Below are 20,643 nucleotides of genomic sequence, written 5' to 3'. Positions count from 1 at the left end.
GAGGTTTTGTCACCCCTCACCCGGCACCTTGAGGAACATGAATTCGGTTCTGGCCGCTCGTGGCCTCGTCAAGACCTACGGCGACGTGCACGCGCTCGCCGGGGTGGACATCGACATCTCGGCCGGGGACGTGCTGGCGGTCGTCGGTCCGTCCGGCTCCGGCAAGACGACGCTCCTGCACGTGCTGTCCGGCATCCTGCGCGCCGACGGCGGCGAGGTGTTCCTCGACGGGCGCGCGATCGGCGAGCTGAACGAGGCGGGGCGCAGCGCGCTGCGGCGCACGGCGTTCGGGTTCGTGTTCCAGTCGGGCATGCTCGTCGCCGAGCTCACGGCCGAGGAGAACGCGGCGCTGCCGATGCTGCTCGCGGGCGGGTCGCGGGAGTCCTCGCTCGGGGCGGCCAGGCTGTGGCTCGCGCGGCTCGGGTTGCAGGGCCTCGAGAAGCGGCTGCCGGGCGAACTCTCCGGCGGGCAGGCACAGCGCGTCGCGATCGCCAGGGCCCTCGCGCACCAGCCGCGGGTGATCTTCGCGGACGAACCGACCGGCGCCCTGGACACCCGCACCGGCCAGGAGATGATGACCGCCCTGCTGCAGGCGGCCGAGGAGACCGGTGCCGCCGTCGTGATCGTCACGCACGACAAGGCGATCGCCGACCGGGCGTTGCGCGTCGTGGAGATCCAGGACGGCCGGATCGCCCAGAAGATCGACACGGGGGTGTCGGCGTGAGGATCGCCCTCGCGGTGCTGCGCAGGGACCGCCGCAGCCAGGTCGCGACGGTGCTGGTCGCACTCGGCGTGATGATCGCGGTGTCGCTGGTCCTCTGGCTGCTCGCCGCACCGAACGGCCTGCAGGCGCGCGCCGACCGCACGGCGTGGCGGGACTTCTGGACGAACGAGGGCGGCCGGTCCACCATCTCCGTCGCCACGACCAGGGACGTCTACCGCGGCCAGCTGATCGAACGGTTCGACGTCGCCCGCAACGAACCGGGTGACGTCCCGGTGGCCGAGGGCATCGCGCGCTACCCCGAGTCCGGCGAGGTGCTGCTCTCGCCCGCGCTCGCGAACCTGGTGCGCGAGGCCCCCGCGGAGAACCTCGGCAACCGCTTCCCCGGCCGGGTGATCGCCGAACTCGGCCCGGAAGCCCTGAAGTACGAGGGCGAACTGGTCGCGATCGTCGGCAACGACGCCGTGTCGAACGGTGACAAGACGACCGGGCTCGCGCAGGGCGGCGCCTCCTACACCGACGACTACCACGGTCTGCTGTTCCTGCTCACCCGCGTCGGACTCGTCGTGCTGGTGGTGCCGTGCCTCGTGCTGGTCGCGTCGGCGGCCAGGCTGACGGCGGCGAAGCGGGAACGACGGCTGGCGGCGTTGCGGCTCGCGGGCGCGTCGCCCCGGCAGGTCGTCGGGATGACCGCGCTGGAGACCGCGGTCGGCGCCGTCGTCGGCAGCGCGCTCGGGGTGCTGCTGGCCCAGCCGTTCAGCCACCTCACCGCGAAGATCTCCTGGGAGGGCGGCACGTGGTACCCCGGCGACTTCGTGTCCGACCCGGTGACGACCGGGGTGGTGGCCGTGCTCGCACCGGTGCTCGTCGTCCTCGCGGCGGTCATGGGGCTGCGCCGGGTGGTGAAGGAGCCCCTTGCGGCGGAACAGAAGCGCAAGGTGCGGTCGTGGCGGTTGCTCGCGATCGCGGGTGCCATCGCGGTGTTCTTCTTCGGCATCACGGTCGCGCAGACCGGCTCGGGCGGCTCCCGGTTCACCGTCGTGCTGCTCGGCCTCGGCGCGGTGGCGCTCGCGCTGGTGCTGGCGGGGCCCGTCGTCACCGCGTGGGTCGGCAGGTTCTTCGTCGGCCGGTGGCAGAAGCCCTCGACGTTGCTGGCCGGGCGCAGGCTCTCCGGTGATCCGGTGGCGGCGTTCCGCGGCTCGGCCGGGGTGGTGATCGCGGTCTTCACCGGGTCGATGGCGCTGACCATGCTGCCCGGCCTGGAGACGACGATCCCGACCAGCGACAGGACGTGGCGGGACAACGCCATCGTGGCCGAGGAGGTGGGCGTCGACGTGACGCCGTTGCGGCTCGCGACCTCGGCACCGATCGTGACGATGACCTCCGGCACCGTCGGGGACGGCTCCCGCGACCACTACGGCCCGTCCGTCCTCGTCGGCAAGTGCACGGAGGTGGCGCTTCTGATGACCGGCCTGAACTGCGGTGAGGGCCCAGCCGTCTACGCGCCGTCGACGCTGCGGTGGAGCCACTTCCGCAGCAGTTCGCGCGACGGCGAGGTCAAGGCGGAGCTGCCCGACCGGTACGAGACGCGGCCGTTCACGCCGGCCGGGTACCGCTACGAGGCGGTGATCGACCCGGAACTGCTGCCGGCGGTGCAGGGCAGGGTGTCACTGGTCGGCGTGCCGACGACGGCGGAGAACCGCGAGGCCGTGCACACCGCGTTCATGCGCGCGTTGCCGGGCGCACCGCTGACCGAACTGGCCCGCGGCGTGCGCGGTGACACCCTGACCGAGGACCTGGAACGGGCCACGATCATCGGCTTGTCCATCGCCGGCGTGCTCGGCGGCATCGGCGCGGCGGTCGCCGCGGCGGGGTCGGTGATCGACCGCAGGCGCACTTTCGGCGCGTTGATCGCGGCGGGAACGCCAATTCGTGTCCTGGCTCACGCATTGCGCCGTGAAGTGGTGCTTCCTGTGCTCGCCGCCACGATAGCGGCGTGTGCGGCGGGAATTGTGATGGGCCTCGGATTGCTCACCCTCGCGCGCGGGATGATGGGCGGCGAGGATTTGCCGCTCACTCCGTGGGTGGTGACACCCGTGGCCGTCGGGATGCTGGTCGCGCTGGTAGCGGCACTGGCGTGCGGTCCGGTACTACGCGGCATCAGCCCTCGGGATTACGCGGCGGAGTAGAACTCGGCCGGAAGTACGAGGATGGAACTGGCCCTCAGCGCGATGTGCGCGGAGGGCCTTTTTCCTACCTTTGATTCATGACGAATGCACAGCTCGCGAGCATCCAGTGGGGCGTTTTCCTGTCGGTCGTTTTCATGCTCCCGCAGCTGTTCTTCCGTCAGCTGACCCTCAAGTCCGCGGCCATCACCGGCTACGCCAGCATGCTGTTCGCGGCGACTTTCCTGCCGATGCAGACCGTGCCGCCGCGCCAGGCCGTGCAGCTGGTCCCGTTCCAGTGGGTCGCCGACACGTTCCGCGACGGCCGGATCGCGTTCGACCAGATGACGTTGAACGTGCTGCTGTTCGTGCCGCTCGGCGCGATGCTGCTGTGGTGGGGCAAGCGCACCGTCGGCCAGGCCGCGCTGATCGGCTACGGCGTCTCGCTGACGATCGAGGGCTCGCAGCTGCTGTGGGCCAACCGGATCTTCGACGTCGACGACCTGATCACCAACACCACCGGCACCGCGCTCGGCTGGCTCGGCGCACTGGCCGCCGTGAAGGTGTACGCCCGCGTGAAGGCCGCCTCGGTGCCGCGGACGCAGCGTTCACTCGCCAGCGTGAGGTAACGCGCAGGGTCGTTCCACCAGCTCGATCATGGCCTCCATGAAGTTCGTGGAGGCCTTCTCCATCCTCGTCGCCGTGGTCGGACCGCCGAAGATCCTGCTGGCGTTCCTGATGGACACCGAGGGCGCCGACGCCCGCAAGCGCTGGCGGGTGGCGCTCTCCTCGACCGCGATCGCACTTGGCGTCGGCCTGTTCGTCATCGTCGCCGGGCGGGTGCTGCTCTCGCTCTTCCACATCAGCGAGGGCGCGCTGTACCTCGCGAGCGGCGTCATCCTGTTCGTGCACGCGCTGGACCTCGTGCTGGGACGCAAGCAGGACCCGTTGCACGACGAGACCCGCGGCACCCACGAACTCGCCACCGCCTACTACGCGAACCCGGTGGCGCTGGCGTACCTGTTCCTGCTGTCGGACACGAAGTCGGTCGAGACGACGTTCGTGCTGGCGGGCGGGTTCGCGGCGGTGATCGCGCTCGACCTGGCGGCGATCGCGGTGCTGGGCATCGCGATGCGCTGGGTGAAGATGACCTACGCCTGGGTGCTCTCCCGGGTCCTCGGCGTGCTGCTCGCGGCGCTCGGCGTGGACCAGATCATCGAGGGCCTGATCACGCTCGGGATCCTCGAACGGGTCTGAGCACCGGGCCAGAAGGCCTGTCCGTGGTCGCGCCGCGTCGCGAGCGCGTTTCACGTTGCCGGAGTGCACGCGGGGAGCTTTCGTTCGCGCTGAGCGCACGCGAGGGCCCCGCGTGCGGCAGGGAAACGTGGAGGTGGGTGCGGACAAGGCCTCTGGGCAGTTGCTCAGCTGGTGCGCCAGCCGAGTTCGCCCGCGGTGTTGACCTCCGGGTGGCAGTGCCCGACCACGCTGCGCGTCTCCAGGGCCGTCGCCACCTGGTCGAACATCTCCACGATCGACGTCCACTCCGGCTTGACCATCTCGTTGCGCTCCTGGTCCCACTCGACCACGCAGCCGCGCAGCACGCCGGGCCGCAGGTCGACCGCGAGCACGTCGCCGGTGCCGTCGAACGCGATCGGCAGCCAGCCGGGGTGGAACCCGCTGGTCGGCGCGCCCGCCTCGGAGGAGTCCACCGGCTTGCTCGCGTGGGTGTCCCTGAGCACGAACGCGCGGTCGGCGTCGAGCGGTGTGTAGAAGGGCGGCAGGATCTCGGCGAACAGGCCCTCCTCGGTGCCGCCGTAGACGCTCCACCACAGCTGGAGATCGATCGGAACCCGAAGATCCGGCAGCGCGTCATACCTCGGACGCAAGACGGCTCGGGTGGCGGGAGCGTTCTCCGCCAGCCATGCCAGGATCCGGTTCCAGTGCTCGATCACACCCACCGTTCCATGATCTTGGCGGAACGTCGGGCGAGGTACCGCTCATCGGGGCAGGATCAAGGCGAACACGTCACGACCGGGGGAAGTGCTTTCAGATGGCGGAACAAGGCCTCAAGGTCGACTTCGACGCCTTGACCGGATACGCGTCCGCGGTGAGCGGTCTGGCGAGCGAGGTCGGGAACGTCGGCACCGGCACGTTGAACGGCACCACGGCGTTGCCGGGCGACTGCTTCGGCAAGCTGGGCAACGAGGTGGGGCTGAACGCCGCGTTCCAGGCCGCCGCGCAGGCCCAGCTCGACGCGCTGAAGGCCGCCTCGACCGGTCTCGCGGGTCTCGGCACCGCCGTCGGGAAGGCGCGCGACTCCTACATCGCCCAGGAGGACGCGCACAAGGCGGCGATCACCAAGGCGGCCCGGGTATGAGCGTCGAGGGACTGCTGAGCCAGTTCATCGCGCCCATGAAGGAGGACCTGGCGAAGCTCGACGGCGACACCGGCGGCGCCACGCGCGCGGGTGACGCGTTCGGGCGCGCCCAGACCGCGGTGACCGACCTCGGCACGCGGCACTCCTCGGCCTCGACGGCCGTGCTCAACACGTGGACCGGCGACAAGGCCAACGCCTTCACCGCCCGCGTCTCGACCTTCGCCTCGGCGACGACCCTGCTGGCGAACAACGCTTCGGTGCTCAAGACCGCCGCCTCGACCGGCGTCAGCGCGGTCACCGGCGGGCGCACCGCGATCCAGGGCCTCATCGACGAGTTCACCGCCAAGGCGACCCCGAAGCTCGCCGCCGCGCTGGCCGCGTCGTTGCTGGCGGGGCCCGGCGTGGTGCTCGCCGCACTGGCCGACCTCGCCGGCATGGCAGCCGGTTACCAGGGCAGGACCTCGGCCGAACTGCAGAAGGTGCGCGACCAGCTCACCCAGCTCGTCGGCCAGCTGAACGGCCTGCAGAAGCCCGACGCGGGCGCGCTCGCGAAGCTCGGCGAGCCGCTCGGCGGTGACGAGGGCACCACCTCGACGTCCGGTGCCACCGACACCCCCGCCAAGCAGGAGTCCGGTCCCGGATCGCAGTCCGGCAGCGGTTCCGGCGGCGGCAGTGGTGGCGGTGGCGGAGGCGGATCCGGTGGCGGCGGTGGCGGCGGATCGGGCGGCGGTGGAGGTGGCGGCGGCTCAGGCCCCCGGCTGCCCGTCGCGATCCCGCCGCAGCCCGGTGAGGGCGTCGGCGTGAACCTGCCCGACGGCAGCAGCGCCGAGGCCCCGAACGAGACGGCGGCCAAGGCCGTGCGCAACGCGTTGTCGGCGCTCGGCACCCCGTACGTCTGGGGTGGCGCGAACCCGCCGCAGGGCACCGACTGCTCCGGCCTCACGCAGTGGGCGTACGCGGGCGCGGGCTTCGACATCCCGCGGCCGGCGTCGTCGCAGGCGATGGGCGCCTCGGTGCCCGCCGACCAGCTGCTGCCGGGCGACCTCGTGGTGTGGGACGGCCACGTCGCGATGGTGATCGGCAACGGGCAGATGGTCGAGGCCGGTGACCCGGTGCAGGTGCAGCCGATCCGCACGACGAACAGCGGGATGTCGTTCTACGGCTTCTACCGCCCGACCGGCTGATCGGTCGTGCGGCACACTGGTCTGCGGGGTGATGCAGGTGGATGACGTCGAACGCGCCGCGCGGAAGGTGCGCGAGGTCGAGCAGGCCGTGTCCGAGCACGTCACGCGCAGTGGTCCCGTCACCGGGCGGGCGTCCTCTCCGGACGGCGCGGTGACCGTGGTCGCGACGCCCGGCGGCCCGCCGCAGCAGATCTCGGTGAGCCCCGCGGCGTTGCGGATGGGCCCGCAGGGGCTCGCCGCCGAGATCGTGCGGATCGCCGAGAAGGCCCGGCGCGACGCGAACACCCGCCTGCACCAGACGCTGGAACGCGTGGTCGACCCGCGCGAACTGACCGCGATGGGCATCGAACGCGGACCGGACGAGGACGACTTCGGGTGGCAGCGGTGAACGAGGAACGCATGCAGGCCACCGAACGCCTGCGGCGCGAGCTCGCGGCGCTGACCGCCACGGCCGAGCACCCGACCGGCGTCTGCATGGCCACGGTGACGCCGAAGGGCGAGATCAAGGCGCTGCACCTGCACCCCGCGCTGCTCACCCAGGGTGCGCAGGCCGTCGGGCAGGTGGTGACCGAGACCGTGCGGCTGGCGACCGGCGCGGCCGTGCAGGTGAGCTTCAACAAGATGGCCCTGGCGCTCGGCGACGGCATGGCGATCGACGTCGAATCGATCGCCGGCGACTCGCCGTTCCGCTCGACCTGGAACCCCGTCGTGCCGCCCAAAGCCCCAGCTGAAGAGGCGGTACCGGAACGCCGGCCGCGGGGTCCGCAGACCGAGAACCTCGACGACGACGCTTTCTTCGACAACCCCTCGTGGCTTCGGTGATCAGCACCGTTAGGCTCGACGACGGCATCGGGCAGGCGTGACCGGGAGGTCAGGATGGCGCAGGACATCGTCCCCATCGAGCTGGGGCTGACGCAGGGTGACGTCGTCACGCTGTGGGCACCTCGCTGGCGCGAGAAGGGCGAGGAGTGGGAGGCGTTCCTCGGTGACGAGGAGGACCTGTTCGTCTTCCCCGACGCCGCGCACCTCGCCGCGTTCGTGCGCACCGCCGAGGAACACGACCTGACCGACCACCCGGCGTGGCCGGTCGTGCCCTCGCTGGGCGTCGCCGACCTCTCGCCGGACGACAACCACCAGTTCGACCTGGTCGGCGTCCCCGAGCTCGTCGCGGAGGACCCGGACACCTGGACGATCGGTGAGCTCGCCGACGTCGTCGCGATCGTGCGCGCCCTCGCGGACGTCTGCGACCTGGAGAAGGTCCACGAGGTGCTGGACAGCGCCGAGGGCTTCTCCCTGCTGCCGCAGGGCACGCTGCCGTTCAGCGGCCGCGACGGCGCGAAGCTGTGGGGTGAGCTGTCCGAGGTCGTCTCCGAGAAGTGGGACGAGGTCCTCGACGCGATCGACGGCGTCGTGAACACGCCCGAGGTCCCGGAGAAGGAACTGTCGGTCGCGCAGGAGGAACTCGCCGCGCTGGAGGCCGCCACGGCCGCCGCCGCCGTCGAGGACCCGGCGGACGAGGACTCCGAGACCGAGGAGGAGGAGCCGACCGGCTTTTGGGCCGAGGTCGGCATCGACCCGATCAAGATCATCACGTCGGCCGGCGAGTTCTACACGCTGCGCACCTACCTCGGCGACGACCCGGTGTTCCTGGGCCGCCGCGGCAAGATCGAGGTCTTCACCTCGCAGCGCGCGCTCAGCCGGTTCGTCGCGGAGAACGACGAGCACGACCTGGCCGACGTCGAGACCTGGAACGACGTCAAGGTCAAGGCCACCGCGGGCGAGCTCGACGTCGACGTGGACGACGCCAACGTCTACGTGCTGACGGGCATCGCCGAGGACATGGAGGAGGGCCCCGACTCCCTCGACCCGCAGCAGCTCGACCTCGCCGTCGAGCTGTTCGAGGACGCGGGCGAGTGGGCCGAGGACGGGTCCGTGAAGGACGCGCTCGCCTCGTCCGAGTCGCTGGGCTGGCTGGTGTCGTTCGTCGTGTCGCCGGACCCGACGCGCCTCGCGCCGTCCGCGCCGTACGACGCGGAGGTGGCGGCGTTCCGCACGCTGCAGGCCGCGTTCGAGGACCGGCTGCACACCAACTGACGTCATTTCTGTGAAAGGGCCGCTCGCTTCCTGCGAGCGGCCCTTTCACGTTCCGGCGGGTTGACTCGGCTGTATGATACAGGTTTATGACAGGTTCTCGGTCGCAGCGCCTCGCTGCTGAGCTGCGGGAACGCATCACGCTCGGCGACTACGGTCCGGCCGGGGCGATCGAGAGCGAGGCCGAACTGGGCCGTCGCCACGAGGTCAGCCGCGTGACCGTGCGCCGTGCGCTGGAGCAACTGCGGGACGAAGGCCTGCTGGCGTCGCGGAAGGGCGCCGGCTGGTACGTCGTCTCGTTCGCCCAGCCGCTCGCGCTCGGCACGTTCCAGCACGCCCGGTCGGCCGTGGCCGAGGCCGGTGTGGCGTTGGTGCGCACCGTCCTCGAGTACGGCTACCGCGAGGCCCCTCCCGCGGTCGCCCCGACCTTGGGTGCGGGCGAGATGCTGCGCGTGCGCTCGGTGCGCCGCACCGGGGAGACGCCGCTGGACGTCGTGACGGAGTGGGTGCCGCTGGCGTTGGCCGCGCCCGTCAGCCGGGCCGACGCCGAGTCGCCCGGCACCTGGGAGACGTTGCGGCGCAACGGAACCCAGATCGCGGTCGTGCGGCAGAGCATCGCGGCCGTCGCGGCAGGCGAGCTCGGCGCGTTGCTCGGCGTCACGGCCGCGACGCCCGTGTTGCTGGTGCGCCGCACCGCGTTCGACGCCGAGGAACACCCGATCGCCCTGTCCGAGCACCACTACCTGGGCCACCGGTTCCAGCTGGAGGTCGAGTTCCGCGGCTGGCCCGGCGCGGAACCTCCCGGCGTCGCCGAAATCCCCGCGGAGGACTGATCATGCGCGTGCTCGTCACCGGTGCGGCCGGGTTCATCGGCTCGCACTTCACCCGCTACTGGCTGCGCGAACACCCGGCGGACGAGGTGGTCGCCCTGGACGCGCTGACCTACCGCGGCGTCCGCGCGAACCTGCCGTCCGACGTGCCGTTCGTGCACGGGGACATCGCTTCCGCCGACGTGTCCGGCGTGGACGTGGTGGTCAACTTCGCCGCCGAGTCCCACAACAGCCTCGCCGTGCTGGATCCCGCACGCTTCTTCCGCACCAACGTCCTGGGCACGCAGGCGTTGCTGGAGTCCTGCCGTCGCGCGGGCGTGCGGCGGTTCCACCACGTGTCGACGTGCGAGGTGTACGGGGATCTCGCGCTGGACGCGACCGAGGCGTTCCACGAGGAGACGCCCTACCGGCCGCGCACGCCCTACAACGCGTCGAAGGCGGGCGCTGACCACGCCGTGCGGTCGTACTTCGAGACGTTCGAGCTGCCGGTGACGATCTCCAACTGCGCCAACAACTACGGCCCCAACCAGTTCCCCGAGAACGTCCTGCCGCTGTTCACCACGCGGGCCCTGAACGGGCAGCAGCTCCCCGTCTACGCGTCGAGTTCGCACCGCCGCGAGTGGATCCACGTCCTCGACCACTGCCGGGCCATCGACGCGGTGTTGCGGGACGGCGCCGTCGGCGAGACCTACCACGTGGGCACCGGCGTCGAGGCGGACGTCGACCAGATCGCGGGGCTGGTGCTGGACGAACTGCGCCTGCCGGCGTCCCGGAAGGCGGTCGTGGCGGACCGTCCCGGCCACGACCGCCGCTACCTGCTGGACTCGTCCAGGATCGAGCGGGAGCTCGGGTGGCGCCCGGAGATCGGCTTCGAGGCCGGGGTCCGGGACACCATCCGCTGGTACGCCGCCAACCGCGCCTGGTGGGAGCCGCTGCTGGGGCGCAGCACGATCGACGAGACCGCCTGGGCGGCTACTGCGCGTTGAGCGCCGCGTAGCCCGGCTTGATCAGCTCGTTGATGATCGCGAGCCGCTCGTCGAACCCGATGAACGCCGACTTCATGGCGTTGATCGTGAACCACTGCAGGTCGGCCCAGCCGTACCCGAACGTCTCGGCCAGCGCGGCGAACTCGCTCGACAGGCTGCAGTCGCTCATCAGACGGTTGTCGGTGTTGACCGTGACGCGGAACCGGAGCTTGGCGAGCAGTCCGATGGGGTGCTCGGCGAGCGTGGGCGCGGCGCCGGTCTGCAGGTTCGACGTCGGGCACATCTCCAGCGGGATGCGCCGGTCGCGGACGTAGCCCGCCAACCGTCCCAGCTGGACGGTGCCGTCACCGGAAACCTTGATGTCGTCGACGATCCGCACGCCGTGGCCGAGCCGTTCGGCACCGCAGTGCTGGATGGCCTCCCAGATGGACGGAAGGCCGAACGCCTCACCGGCGTGGATCGTGAAGTGCGCGTTCTGCTGGCGCAGGTACTCGAACGTGTCGAGGCCCCTGGTGGGAGGGAACCCGGCCTCGGGCCCGGCGATGTCGAACCCGACGACCCCGAGGTCGCGGTAGCGGACGGCCAGCTCGGCGATGCGCAGCCAGCCCTCGTTCTGCCGCATCGCGCACAGCAGGGTTCCGACGCGGATCTTGCGCCCGGTGGCGGCGACGTTCGCGGCGCCGATCCGGAAGCCCTCCTGGACGGCCTCGACGACCTGCTCCAGGGAGAGCCCCTTCTCCGTGTTCAACTCCGGGGCGTAGCGGATCTCCGCGTACACGACCCCGTCGGCGGCGAGGTCCTCGACGGCCTCGGCTGCGACGCGGACCAGCGAGGCCTCGTCCTGCATGACACCGCAGGTGTGGGCGAAGCCTTCGAGGTAGCGCACGAGCGAGCCGGAGTTGGCGTTGTCGCGGAACCAGCCGCCGAGGACGCCCGCGTCGGTGGTGGGCAGGCCCTGGTAGCCGGTGGCATCGGCGAGTTCGATCACCGTCTGCGGGCGGAGGCCACCGTCGAGGTGGTCGTGCAGCAGCACCTTCGGCGCGCTGCGGATGGTCTCCAAGGTAAGCGGCGTGGACATTGCTACACGTTACTCCAGGCCGAACCCGCCCCCGACCTGGTGAACTGCGCCGACACGCCGTTCCCAATCAGGCCTAGATGATCTTGGAGCCGATATGATCATTTGTCGGTTGCCCGTCGTTGCAGATCCGTGATCAGCAACTTTCTGCAACCAACGCGCGGCTTGAGTCACCCCAAGGTAGGAACATCAACGGCCGCTACCACCCGCTGCCGACCCGTCACCGAGCGTTCAGAGTAGTCCGGTAGCCTGATCGGGTCAGTTGCCCGTCCGCACCCGGCCGTTCTGTGACGGGGGTGGTACAGCGACGTCCCGCGACGCGGATAGGCTCCCGTGGTCTCCCCCTCCCCTGGACGAAGGCACTCAGCCGTGACAGAGAACAACAACTCCACGATGTCCTTCGATCGGATGCGCAACATGCTCACGCGCGCCGCGGAGATCCGTGAGAGCGAGCAGCAGCAGATCTTCGACGCGCTGGACGAGATCCACGCCCGGATGTCGCCTCTGGAGTCGCTGGGTTCGGTTCGCAAGCGCCTGTCGGAGCTGCCGGACCGCACCGAGGTCAGCGTTCTCGCTGAGCGCCTGGACGAGGCCCTCGCCAAGCTGGAGGCCCAGGACAACGCCGTCGCCGACATCGGTCGCGCGGTCGACGCCCTGGTGGACAAGCTCGCCAAGCCGTTCGCGCAGCTGGACGGACGCCTCGACGGCGTCGCCGGCCGCTTCGAGGGGGTCGCGGGCCGCATGGACGGCCTGGAGGACAAGCTCGCCTCCATCCACAAGCGCATCGACGACCTCGACGGTCACATGGACAAGCAGGACGGCAAGGTCGACGCGATCCCGGGCGCCGTCACCAACCCGCTGCGCGAGCGCATCGAGGCCCTCGAAGCCGCGCTGCGCGGCCGTCTCGACGAGGTCGACGAGGGCGTGCACGAGCACCTCGACGGCACCCGCGAGGCGCTGCAGAAGATCCTCGCCGAGTCGTTCTCGAGCGTCCACGGCCGTGCCGACGAGCAGCGTGACGCCCTCGCCGCTGCCCGTGCCGAGCTGGTCACCGCCATCGCCGAGAGCCGCGGCGAGCTCGCGGGCGCCATCACCGACAGCCGCGAGAAGCTGACGGGCGCGCTCACCGACCGCCACAACCAGCTGGCCGCGTCGCTGACGGAGACCCGCTCCGAGCTGTCGGGCTCGCTGGCCGAGACCCGCACCGAGCTGTCCGGCGTCGTGGCGGAGACCCGCGACTCCCTGGCCGGTTCGCTCAACGAGACCCGCGACTCGCTCACGGGTTCGCTCAACGAGACCCGCGAGTCGCTCACGGGTTCGCTCAACGAGACCCGCGAGTCGCTCGCCGGTTCGCTGGCCGAGACCCGCGACTCGCTCGCGACCTCGCTCGCCGAGACCCGCACCGAGCTCGCGACGGCCGTCACCGACACGCAGAACGTCGTCAACGGCAAGCTCGACGAGGCCCGCACCGCCCTGTACGCCGCGATCGAGCAGTCGCGCGACCAGGTCGACGCGGCCGACCGACTCGAGTCCCTGGCCCGCCGCCTCGAGCTCGTCACCTCGCAGCTCGACAACATGACGAACCGCCTCGACAAGGTGGAGGACGGCTTCGCCGCCCGCATCTCCGAGCTCGGCGGCACCGTCGACGCGAGCCTCACCAAGGTCGCCGAGACCGTCGGCGCCCGCCCGGACACCGACTCGCTGCAGTCCCTGGTCCGCAAGTCGAACCAGGAGTCCGAACTGCGCATCGGCGGCCAGCTGGACGAGGCCATGGCCACCTTCGCCGAGCTCATCCTCGGCGGCGGCTCGCCCACGCCTCCCCCGCCGCCCACCGCCCTGCCGCGCCCGCAGCGCCGCACCCGCAAGAACGGCGGCCCGAAGCCGGCGAACGGCGGCAAGGACGTGGACGACGACGACCTGGCAGCCGAAGGCGCCTGATCGCCTGACGTTTCCTCGCGGAACGGCCCCTGGAGCAACGTCGCTCCAGGGGCCGTTCGTCGTCTGCGGCCGTGCGCTCGGTGCGGGTGGGAGACGTGCTGGTCGCGGACCCGGTTCCCGAGCTGGGCCTTCCCACGAAGTCCGCCGGCCGTTGAACCCGCCGGCCGGGTGAGACGTGACCATGAGGAGAGCGCTCACACGCCCGTGGGTAGGCTCGCCGGAATCTGGGGGCGTCCAGAAGGGATAGTCCGTGCAGCAACAGCGACTCATCGCCGACCGCTACGCACTGCTGGCCGAACTCGGCCGAGGTGCGATGGGTGTCGTGTGGCGTGCCCAGGACCAGCTGCTCGGCCGGTCGGTCGCGCTCAAGGAGCTGCACCCGCCGCAGGGCATCGCCGCCGCGGAGTTCGCCGTTCTCGAAGAGCGCATGCTCCGGGAAGCGCGGACCGCGGGCAGGCTGAACCACCCGGCGGTCGTCACCGTCTACGACGTGGTGCGGGAGAACGGGCGCACGTACCTCGCGATGGAGTTGGTGGACGCGCTCGACCTGGCGACCATCGTGGAGCGGCACGGGCCGCGGGACTCGACGTGGATGGCCGGGGTGGCGTTGCAGGTGCTGGGGGCGCTGGAGACCGCTCACCAGGCCGGCATCGTGCACCGGGACGTCAAGCCCAGCAACATCATGGTGCGGCCGGACGGGGCGGTGAAGCTCACGGACTTCGGCATCGCGCAGGCCATGGACGACCCCCGGCTCACGCACAACGGCGGCATCATCGGCTCGCCCGCGTACATGTCGCCGGACCGGCTCAGCGGGTGGGAGGCCTCGCCGGCGTCCGACCTGTGGGCGCTCGGCGTGACGATCGCGAACGCGGTGGAGGGGATCAGTCCGTTCGAGCGGACGTCCACGGCGTCCACGTTGCACGCCATCATGAACGAGCCGCCGGTGTTGAGGAACGCCTCGCCGGCGCTCGCGGAAGTCATCCGCGGTCTGCTGGTGGTCGACCCCGCCCGCCGCCTCACCGCTCCGCAGGCGCGGCAGATGCTCACGGCGATCGTGCAGGGAACGGCGGTTCCCCAGCTCCACAGCACCAGGCGGCTCGAACCGGGCGCCAAGAAGAAGCGGCTGGTCACCGTCGGCGCGATCGTGCTGGGAGTGGTGGTGCTGGCCGGTGCGGCGTTCGCCGGGTACCAGGCCTTCAAGCCCGACAACACCACCAGCGACAACGCCAACCCCAGCACCGGGCAGACGCAGGAGAACTCCAGCGAGTGGAGTGATCCGCAGGAGTTGCCGGTGGGGGCCGCGTTGCCTTCGCGGCGCATCGCCACGTTCGGGCGGGGCGGGGACGTGCCCGAGTGGAACCTGTCGGGAACGCAGTGCGCCAAGGACTTCCTGACGCAGGGGTCTCCGGTGCGGCAGGACGTGCCGTGCAGCGGGCCGCACGGGATCCAGCTGTTCTCGGCCGCGACCCCCATGTGGGACAAGCCGAAGGACATCGCGTACCCCGGCGAGAAGTGGCTGGCGGACTTCGCCAAGAACTACTGCACCGAGCAGTTCAAGGTCATCGAGCCGAAGATCAAGGAGCCGCTCGGCTTCACCGGGCTCGTGCCCACGCAGAAGGAGTGGGAGGCCTACAACGACGCCGCCGCGCCGGGCCGCCAGGAGGTCCTGTGCGTGCTGTGGAAGCAGGACAGGTCGCCCCTGGCGGGCTCGCTCGTGAACTAGCCGCGGATGGTGTCGATCACCAGCGGTGAACGCTCCGGCGCGGAATCCGTTACCTCGTAGGCACCTGCCAGGGCCTGCAAGGCACCGGTGACCGCGTCCGGGGTGTCGGTGTGGAGTTCCAGCAACGGTTGCCCGGCCTCCACGACGTCGCCCGGCTTGGCCAGGCAGAGGACGCCCGCACCGGACTGCACGGGGTCCTCCTTGCGGGCACGACCGGCACCGAGACGCCACGCCGCCACCCCGACGCCGTAAGCGTCCAAAGTGGACAGCACGCCCGAGGCGGGCGCCTCCACCACGTGCTTGTGCGACGCGACCGGCAAAGCGGCGTCCGGGTCGCCGCCCTGGGCACGGATCATCCGCGCCCACACCTCGTACGCCTCACCGGACGCCAGCACGGCGGCCGGATCGGCGGAAATCCCCGCCAGGGACAGCATTTCGGCGGCCAGGGCCACCGTCAGCTCCACCACGTCGGCGGGGCCGCCGCCGCGCAGCACGTCGACGGACTCGGCCACCTCGACCGCGTTGCCGACGGCCCGGCCCAGGGGCACGGACATGTCGGTCAGCAACGCCGAGATGCGCACGCCGTGCTCGACGCCGATGGCCACCAGCGCCTCGGCCAGGGCGCGAGCAGAGCCGAGGTCCTTCATGAACGCGCCGGAGCCGACCTTCACGTCCAGCACCAACGACTCGGCGCCCTCGGCGATCTTCTTCGACATGATCGAGGAGGCGATCAGCGGGATCGCCTCGACGGTCCCGGTGACGTCCCGCAACGCGTAGAGCTTGCGGTCAGCCGGAGCAAGTCCTTCGGTGGCAGCACAAACGACCGCACCGACCGAGGACAGCTGGTCGAGGATCTCCGAAGTGGACAGTGCGGCCCGCCACCCGGGGATCGACTCCAGCTTGTCCAGCGTCCCGCCGGTGTGGCCGAGACCGCGACCGGACAGCTGGGGAACGGCCGCACCACAGGCCGCGACGAGGGGCGCGAGCGGCAACGTGATCTTGTCGCCGACGCCGCCCGTCGAGTGCTTGTCCACGGTCGGGCGATCGACGTGCAACGACAACCGCTCGCCGGACGAGATCATCGCCTGCGTCCAGCGCGCGGTCTCCGCGGCGGTCATGCCGTTGAAGAAGATCGCCATCGCCAGCGCGGACATCTGCTCGTCCGCCACGGCACCACGCGTGTAGGCGTCGATGACCCAGTCGATCTGGTCACCGGAGAGCACAGCGCCGTCGCGCTTGGCGCGGATGACGTCCACGGCCGAGAAACTCATGGCAGGTCCTCCGGTCCGAACGCGTCCGGCAGCACCGAGGACATCGGCAGGATCCCGGACGGCGTGTCCACCAGGCAGTCGCGGCCGCCCAGCTCGTACAACACCTGACGGCACCGGCCGCACGGCATCAGCAGCTCACCGGCACCCGACCGGCAGGCGACGGCCACGAACCGGCCGCCACCCGTGAGCTGCAACTGCCCGGCCATCGCGCACTCGGCGCACAGGCCGACGCCGTACGAGGCGTTCTCGACGTTGCACCCGGTCACGATGCGGCCGTCGTCGCACAGCGCGGCGGAGCCGACCTGCAACCCCGAGTACGGGCAGTGGGCGAACGACGCCGCTTCCACCGCCCGTGCCCGCAGCAGGTCCCAGTCGACCTCAGCCACGGCGGTAGACCAGACCGTCGGCCGCCGGCATTCGCAATCGTTGCGACGCGACGGCGAGCACGGCCAACGTCACCATGTGCGGCGCGTAGGACACGAACTCGCTCGGGATCTCGTCGAGGCTGATGTACAGCAGGTACATCAACACGGCGACAACGACGGCAGCAGCCGCAGAGAACCACTTCTGCCTGATGAGCTGCCACACCACGATGACACCCAGCAGCAGCACGACGCCGTAGACCAGCGCCAGCACCGTCTCGCCACCGGACCGCAGCTGCAGGCCGTCGGCGTAGCCGAACAGCGCCGCACCACCGAGCAGACCACCGGGCCGCCAGTTGCCGAAGATCATCGCGGCGAGGCCGATGTAGCCGCGGCCGCCGGTCTGCCCCTCCAGGTAGGACAGCTGACCGGGGTTGAGCACCAGCGAGGCGCCACCCAGGCCGGCGAGGCCACCGGAGACGATCACCGCGACGTACTTGTGGAAGTACACCTTCACGCCCAGCGAGTCCGCCGCGTGCGGGTTCTCGCCGACCGAGCGCAGGCGCAGGCCGAAGCGGGTGCGCCAGAGCAGCCAGTACGACAGCGGCAGCAGCAGGATCGCCAGCATCGTCAACGGCGAGACGCCGGTGACGAGACCGCGCAGGATGCCCGCGACGTCCGAGATGAACAGGCGCTGCCCGGCTTCCAGCTCACCGAGCCAGTCACCGAGGCCCGCCACCGAGAACGTGTCGAACGGCGCCACCGGCGGCGACTGCCGCGGGTTGTTCGACAGCGGGAAGAACACCAGGGTCGACAGGTACTTCGTCAGACCGGCCCCGAGCAGGTTGATCGCCACACCGGAGACGATGTGGTTGACGCCGAACGTGACCGTCGCGATCGCGTGCAGCAGGCCGCCCAGCGAACCGAACACCACGGCGGCCACGACAGCGGCCCACGGACCCCACTGGTACCCGGCCCACGCCGCGCCCCAGGTGCCCATGATCATCATGCCTTCGAGGCCGATGTTGACCACGCCGGCGCGTTCCGCCCACAGGCCGCCGAGACCGGCCAGCAGGATCGGCAGCGCGAGCCGCACCGCCGTCTGGGTCGTGCCGGACGAGGTGAGCTGCGGGAACCCGGTCTGCATCGACGTGATCGACAGCAACGCGATCGCACCCGCGACACCGAGCATGGCGACGGCCCAGCCGGGCACCTTGCGCTTGCGAGGCGCCGCCGGGATGTGCGGCTTCTCCTCCATCGTCGAGATCACGCGGCACCTCCGACAGTTCCGAGCTCACGGCCGACGCGACGCTGTTCCGAGGCCAGCTCGAAGCGACGCACCACCTCGTAGGCGACGACGACCGACAGGACGATCGAGCCTTGCATGATGGTGACGATCTCCCTGGGCACGCCGACGTTGTCGAGCGCGAGGCCCGCCTTGTCGAGGAACGCCCAGAGCAGCGCGCCGAACGCGATGCCACCGGGGTGGTTGCGGCCGAGCAGCGCGATCGCGATGCCCGAGAAGCCGATGCCCGCGGTGAAGTTCAGGCTGAACGTGTGGTCGCGGCCGAGCAGTTCCGGCAGCGAGATCAGGCCCGCGATGGCGCCCGAGATCAGCATCGAGACCAGGACCATCTTCTTGGCGTTGACGCCACCCGCGGACGCGGCGGTCGAGGACTCGCCGGACGCGCGCAGCTCGAAGCCGAAGCGGGTCTTGTTCATCATGATCCAGTAGCCGACGCCGAGGGCGATGGCCACGAAGATGAAGCCGAACATCGTGCCGCCGCCACCGAACGAGATGCCGGGCATCCAGCCGCTCTCCGGGATCTCGGCGGTGCGGATGTTGTTGCCCCGCAGCTCACCGAAGACGTCCCGGCGGATCAGGTAGGCGGACAGGCCGATCGCCAGGCCGTTCATCATGATCGTCGAGATGACCTCGTTGACGCCCCGGGTCACCTTGAGGATCGCGGGGATCGCGGCCCAGGCGGCACCGGCGATCGCGGCCACGATGATGATCACCAGCGTGTGGATGCCGGTGGGCAGCGCGATCGAACCGCCGACCACAGCCGCCACGACGGCGGCGACGCGGTACTGGCCCTCGACACCGATGTTGAACAGGTTCATCTGGAACCCGATGGCCACCGCGAGCGCCGCGATGTAGTAGATGCCGGTCGAGTTGATGATGTCGACGAACGTCGTGCCCTTGCCGACCTGCGTCACCATCGCGCCGAACGCGCTGAACGGGTTGGCGCCCGAGATGACGAGCGCGACACCGCACAACAGCATCGAGAAGACGATCGCCAACGCGGGCGGCAGGAGTTTGCCGCGCAGGTGTCCCATCACTTCTCGCCTTCCTCGACCGCGGCGGTCTGCTGAACCGCTGCGCTGGTGCTTCCCGCACCGGTCATCGCACTGCCGAGGTCCTCGGGCGTGACGGTGTTCGGGTCGGCGTCGGCCACCAGACGGCCGCGCAGCATGACCTTGATCGTGTCCGACAGGCCGATCAGCTCGTCCAGGTCGGCGGAGATCAGCAGCACGGCGAGGCCGGCGGCACGGGCGCGCTTGATCTCGTCCCAGATCAACGCCTGTGCGCCGACGTCCACACCGCGGGTCGGGTGCGATGCGATCAGCAGCACCGGGTCGCCGGACAGCTCGCGGCCGACGACCAGCTTCTGCTGGTTGCCACCGGACAGCGCGGCCGCCGGAACGTCGATGCCGGGCGTGCGGACGTCGAAGTCCGCGACGATCCGCTCGGTGTCCTTCTTGGCGCCGTCGGTGTCGAGCCAGATGCCCTTGGCCGTGGGCTTGCGGGTCTGGTAGCCGAGGATCCGGTTGTACCAGAGGGGTTGCGTGAGCAGCAGGCCGTGGCGGTGGCGGTCCTCGGGCACGTAACCGATGCCCGCCTCGCGCCGGGACAGCGTGCCGAGCTTGGTGATGTCCTTGTCCTGCAGCGTGATCGTGCCGCTGCCGGCCTTGCGCATGCCCATGATCGTCTCGACCAGCTCGGTCTGGCCGTTGCCCTCGACGCCCGCGATGCCGACGACCTCGCCGGACCGCACGACCATGTCGACGTCGTCGAGGATCGGCCGCGAGCCGTCCGGGGTCATCAGCTTGAGGCCCTTGACGTCCAGCACGACCGTGTCGGTGACGGTGGACTCGCGGGTCTCCGGGCTGGGCAGCTCGCTGCCGACCATCATCTCGGCGAGCTGCCGGGAGCTGACGGTCTTCGGGTCGGCGCTGCCCACGGTCGTGCCGCGGCGGATCACCGTGACGGAGTCGGCGATCGCGCGGACCTCGTCGAGCTTGTGCGAGATGAACAGGAACGTGTAGCCCTGCTCCTGCATGCCGCGCACGGTGTCGAAGAGCTCGTTGACCTCCTGCGGCACCAGCACGGCGGTGGGCTCGTCGAGGATGATCACCTTGGCGCCGCGGTAGAGCACCTTGAGGATCTCGACGCGCTGGCGGTCGGCCACGCCGAGCTGCTCGACCAGGACGCCGGGGTCGACGTTCAGCCCCGTCTTGCCGGAGAGCTCGATGATGCGCGCGCGGGCCTTCTTGCCGATGCCGTGCATCGCCTCGGCGCCCAGGACGACGTTCTCCTGGACGGTGAGGTTGTCGGCGAGCATGAAGTGCTGGTGCACCATGCCGATGCCGGCCTTGATGGCGTCGGAAGGCGTGCGGAACCGCACCTGCTCGCCGTTGACCTCGATGGTGCCCTCGTCCGGCGGCTGCATGCCGTAGAGGATCTTCATGAGGGTCGACTTGCCCGCGCCGTTCTCGCCGCACAGGGCGTGGACCTCGCCGCGGCGCACGGTCAGGTGGACGTCGCTGTTGGCGACGACACCTGGGAATCGCTTGGTGATGCCTGTGAGCACCACCGCGGGGTGTACGTCCGTCCCTGCGGACGTGGAACTGCTCAT

The 20,643-nt window shown here is 70.4% G+C and carries 19 protein-coding genes and 1 pseudogene; 13 read left to right on the top strand and 7 right to left on the bottom strand.

Annotated features, from left to right (window positions below; translation table 11 throughout):
* Positions 1–37 precede the first annotated feature (37 nt).
* The 4 genes from QSK25_RS30525 (at position 38) to QSK25_RS30510 (ending at position 4,143) form a co-directional block, all read left to right on the top strand.
* A complete protein-coding gene (locus QSK25_RS30525; RefSeq protein WP_285643338.1) occupies positions 38–724 on the top strand; it encodes an ABC transporter ATP-binding protein in 687 nt (228 codons plus the stop codon).
* Positions 721–2,910, top strand: a complete 2,190-nt coding sequence (locus tag QSK25_RS30520) for an FtsX-like permease family protein (RefSeq protein ID WP_285643337.1) — start codon at positions 721–723, stop codon at positions 2,908–2,910. Before QSK25_RS30525 ends, QSK25_RS30520 begins: the two co-directional genes overlap by 4 nt.
* Before the next feature lie 77 nt (positions 2,911–2,987).
* The gene (locus QSK25_RS30515; protein WP_285643336.1) at positions 2,988–3,515 is read left to right on the top strand and encodes a VanZ family protein; all 528 of its coding nucleotides are present in this window, start codon (positions 2,988–2,990) and stop codon (positions 3,513–3,515) included.
* A gap of 37 nt (positions 3,516–3,552) precedes the next feature.
* Entirely contained in the window at positions 3,553–4,143 is a 591-nt protein-coding gene (locus QSK25_RS30510; protein ID WP_285643335.1) for a MarC family protein, read from the top strand.
* 164 nt (positions 4,144–4,307) lie between these two features.
* Here the strand turns inward: QSK25_RS30510 and QSK25_RS30505 are convergent, their stop codons facing one another.
* Positions 4,308–4,844 (bottom strand): SMI1/KNR4 family protein, encoded by a 537-nt coding sequence (locus QSK25_RS30505; protein WP_285643334.1) that lies wholly within the window; start codon positions 4,842–4,844, stop codon positions 4,308–4,310.
* Between the two features lie 92 nt (positions 4,845–4,936).
* Between QSK25_RS30505 and QSK25_RS30500 the strand changes: the two genes are divergently transcribed.
* From QSK25_RS30500 to QSK25_RS30470, 7 genes are all read left to right on the top strand, one after another.
* A complete protein-coding gene (locus tag QSK25_RS30500; RefSeq protein WP_285643332.1) occupies positions 4,937–5,263 on the top strand; it encodes a hypothetical protein in 327 nt (108 codons plus the stop codon).
* The gene (locus QSK25_RS30495) at positions 5,260–6,447 is read left to right on the top strand and encodes a C40 family peptidase (protein WP_285643331.1); all 1,188 of its coding nucleotides are present in this window, start codon (positions 5,260–5,262) and stop codon (positions 6,445–6,447) included. The genes QSK25_RS30500 and QSK25_RS30495 overlap by 4 nt, the downstream gene beginning before the upstream one ends.
* 37 nt (positions 6,448–6,484) lie before the next feature.
* Positions 6,485–6,835, top strand: coding sequence for a YbaB/EbfC family nucleoid-associated protein (locus tag QSK25_RS30490; RefSeq protein ID WP_285643330.1), 351 nt, complete (start codon positions 6,485–6,487; stop codon positions 6,833–6,835).
* The gene (locus QSK25_RS30485) at positions 6,832–7,269 is read left to right on the top strand and encodes a YbaB/EbfC family nucleoid-associated protein (protein ID WP_285643328.1); all 438 of its coding nucleotides are present in this window, start codon (positions 6,832–6,834) and stop codon (positions 7,267–7,269) included. Before QSK25_RS30490 ends, QSK25_RS30485 begins: the two co-directional genes overlap by 4 nt.
* A 54-nt stretch (positions 7,270–7,323) precedes the next feature.
* The gene (locus QSK25_RS30480; protein ID WP_285643327.1) at positions 7,324–8,541 is read left to right on the top strand and encodes a SatS C-terminal domain-containing protein; all 1,218 of its coding nucleotides are present in this window, start codon (positions 7,324–7,326) and stop codon (positions 8,539–8,541) included.
* 86 nt (positions 8,542–8,627) lie between these two features.
* Positions 8,628–9,371: a GntR family transcriptional regulator gene (locus QSK25_RS30475; RefSeq protein WP_285643326.1), complete on the top strand. Its 744-nt coding sequence runs from the start codon at positions 8,628–8,630 to the stop codon at positions 9,369–9,371.
* Positions 9,372–9,373: 2 nt separating this feature from the next.
* Complete coding sequence (locus QSK25_RS30470) at positions 9,374–10,354, top strand: dTDP-glucose 4,6-dehydratase (RefSeq protein WP_285643325.1); 981 nt, start codon at positions 9,374–9,376, stop codon at positions 10,352–10,354.
* On the opposite strand, the gene QSK25_RS30465 is transcribed toward QSK25_RS30470, so the two are convergent.
* Entirely contained in the window at positions 10,341–11,432 is a 1,092-nt protein-coding gene (locus QSK25_RS30465) for an adenosine deaminase (RefSeq protein ID WP_285643324.1), read from the bottom strand. The two genes, QSK25_RS30470 and QSK25_RS30465, sit on opposite strands and share 14 nt — an antisense overlap.
* A 390-nt stretch (positions 11,433–11,822) precedes the next feature.
* Between QSK25_RS30465 and QSK25_RS45625 the strand changes: the two are divergent.
* Both QSK25_RS45625 and QSK25_RS30455 read left to right on the top strand, forming a co-directional pair.
* A pseudogene (locus QSK25_RS45625) lies at positions 11,823–12,342 on the top strand (hypothetical protein); the annotation flags it as partial.
* Between the two features lie 1,275 nt (positions 12,343–13,617).
* A complete protein-coding gene (locus QSK25_RS30455; protein WP_285643321.1) occupies positions 13,618–15,090 on the top strand; it encodes a serine/threonine-protein kinase in 1,473 nt (490 codons plus the stop codon).
* Here QSK25_RS30455 and QSK25_RS30450 read toward each other — a convergent pair.
* From QSK25_RS30450 to QSK25_RS30430, 5 genes are read right to left on the bottom strand one after another with little or no spacing between them, the layout of a single operon-like run.
* A complete protein-coding gene (locus QSK25_RS30450) occupies positions 15,087–16,361 on the bottom strand; it encodes a thymidine phosphorylase (protein WP_285643320.1) in 1,275 nt (424 codons plus the stop codon). The two genes, QSK25_RS30455 and QSK25_RS30450, sit on opposite strands and share 4 nt — an antisense overlap.
* Positions 16,358–16,747, bottom strand: a complete 390-nt coding sequence (locus tag QSK25_RS30445) for a cytidine deaminase (protein WP_090067213.1) — start codon at positions 16,745–16,747, stop codon at positions 16,358–16,360. The genes QSK25_RS30450 and QSK25_RS30445 overlap by 4 nt, the downstream gene beginning before the upstream one ends.
* A complete protein-coding gene (locus QSK25_RS30440) occupies positions 16,740–17,981 on the bottom strand; it encodes an ABC transporter permease (protein WP_285643370.1) in 1,242 nt (413 codons plus the stop codon). The genes QSK25_RS30445 and QSK25_RS30440 overlap by 8 nt, the downstream gene beginning before the upstream one ends.
* Positions 17,982–17,989: 8 nt before the next feature.
* On the bottom strand, positions 17,990–19,063 hold the full coding sequence (locus QSK25_RS30435; RefSeq protein ID WP_285643315.1) for an ABC transporter permease: 1,074 nt from the start codon (positions 19,061–19,063) through the stop codon (positions 17,990–17,992).
* Positions 19,063–20,643: an ABC transporter ATP-binding protein gene (locus tag QSK25_RS30430; RefSeq protein ID WP_285643314.1), complete on the bottom strand. Its 1,581-nt coding sequence runs from the start codon at positions 20,641–20,643 to the stop codon at positions 19,063–19,065. The genes QSK25_RS30435 and QSK25_RS30430 overlap by 1 nt, the downstream gene beginning before the upstream one ends.

It is taken from the genome of Lentzea sp. NBRC 102530 (genome assembly GCF_030269365.1).
In the GTDB taxonomy this organism is placed as follows: domain Bacteria; phylum Actinomycetota; class Actinomycetes; order Mycobacteriales; family Pseudonocardiaceae; genus Lentzea.
The sequence above is the reverse complement of the archived record's forward strand: the minus strand, read 5'-3'. Positions and strand labels throughout refer to the sequence as shown.

Coding starts and splice junctions, on each gene's coding strand:
- QSK25_RS30525 (WP_285643338.1), top strand. CDS start 38: ATGAATTCGGTTCTGGCCGCTCGTGGCCTCGTCAAGACCTACGGCGAC.
- QSK25_RS30515 (WP_285643336.1), top strand. CDS start 2,988: ATGACGAATGCACAGCTCGCGAGCATCCAGTGGGGCGTTTTCCTGTCG.
- QSK25_RS30510 (WP_285643335.1), top strand. CDS start 3,553: ATGAAGTTCGTGGAGGCCTTCTCCATCCTCGTCGCCGTGGTCGGACCG.
- QSK25_RS30500 (WP_285643332.1), top strand. CDS start 4,937: ATGGCGGAACAAGGCCTCAAGGTCGACTTCGACGCCTTGACCGGATAC.
- QSK25_RS30495 (WP_285643331.1), top strand. CDS start 5,260: ATGAGCGTCGAGGGACTGCTGAGCCAGTTCATCGCGCCCATGAAGGAG.
- QSK25_RS30480 (WP_285643327.1), top strand. CDS start 7,324: ATGGCGCAGGACATCGTCCCCATCGAGCTGGGGCTGACGCAGGGTGAC.
- QSK25_RS30475 (WP_285643326.1), top strand. CDS start 8,628: ATGACAGGTTCTCGGTCGCAGCGCCTCGCTGCTGAGCTGCGGGAACGC.
- QSK25_RS30470 (WP_285643325.1), top strand. CDS start 9,374: ATGCGCGTGCTCGTCACCGGTGCGGCCGGGTTCATCGGCTCGCACTTC.
- QSK25_RS30465 (WP_285643324.1), bottom strand. CDS start 11,432: ATGTCCACGCCGCTTACCTTGGAGACCATCCGCAGCGCGCCGAAGGTG.
- QSK25_RS30450 (WP_285643320.1), bottom strand. CDS start 16,361: ATGAGTTTCTCGGCCGTGGACGTCATCCGCGCCAAGCGCGACGGCGCT.
- QSK25_RS30440 (WP_285643370.1), bottom strand. CDS start 17,981: ATGGAGGAGAAGCCGCACATCCCGGCGGCGCCTCGCAAGCGCAAGGTG.
- QSK25_RS30435 (WP_285643315.1), bottom strand. CDS start 19,063: ATGGGACACCTGCGCGGCAAACTCCTGCCGCCCGCGTTGGCGATCGTC.
- QSK25_RS30430 (WP_285643314.1), bottom strand. CDS start 20,643: ATGAGCAGTTCCACGTCCGCAGGGACGGACGTACACCCCGCGGTGGTG.